The organism is Nocardiopsis lucentensis DSM 44048, from assembly GCF_000341125.1.
GTDB classification, from domain to species: domain Bacteria; phylum Actinomycetota; class Actinomycetes; order Streptosporangiales; family Streptosporangiaceae; genus Nocardiopsis; species Nocardiopsis lucentensis.
Window position 1 is genome coordinate 1 of the sequence record NZ_ANBC01000214.1, and the last position, 773, is coordinate 773.

At 68.0% G+C, this 773-nt stretch carries 1 protein-coding gene; it reads left to right on the top strand.

The genetic code is table 11. The features are described from left to right. Positions 1-773, top strand: a 773-nt coding sequence (locus D471_RS0107180) for an ABC transporter permease subunit (RefSeq protein ID WP_017597984.1), incomplete at both ends; no start/stop codon positions are given.

Here is a 773-nt window from a genome sequence, read left to right on the forward strand (position 1 = left end):
TCAGCCAGCTCGTCATGATCGTCGTGGCGGTGGCCGTGGGCGGTGCCTGGGCGGGCATCGCCGGGTACCTCAAGGTCGCCCGGGGCGTGTCCGAGGTGATCTCCACGATCATGCTCAACGCGATCGCCACCGGCATCACCGCCTACCTGCTGAGCACCGACCGCCTCGCGGTCCAGATCAGCACCAACAACATCGGTACCCCGCCGCTGCCCGAGTCGTCGTGGGTCCCCGGGATCCCCGCGTTCTTCCTCGGTTCGGACCGGGAGATCTTCGGCCTGGTGTTCCTGGCCGTCGCGGTCGGCGTCGGCTACTCGGTGATGCTCAACCGCACCCGATTCGGCTTCGAGCTGCGCTCCACGGGCCAGTCGCAGTCGGCGGCCGAGGCCAGCGGCATCAACGTCAAGAAGATGGTGTTCCTGTCCATGCTCTTCTCGGGCATGGTCGCCGGTCTGGTGGGCCTGCCCCAGCTGCTGGGGAGCGCGCACTACTACGCGTTGGACTTCCCCACCGGCATCGGCTTCATCGGCATCGCCATCGCCCTGCTGGGCCGCAACCACCCGGTGGGCATCGTCTTCGCCGCCCTGTTCTGGTCCTTCCTGACCCAGGCGGCCAACATCCTGCCCTTCGACAACATCCCGCAGGAGATCGCGGTCATCGCGCAGGCCACCATCGTGCTCACGGTCGTCGTGGTCTACGAGGTCGTGCACCGCTGGGGCCGCCGCTACCAGCAGCAGCAGATCGGCAAGCAGCTCGGCGCCACGACCGTGGCCGCC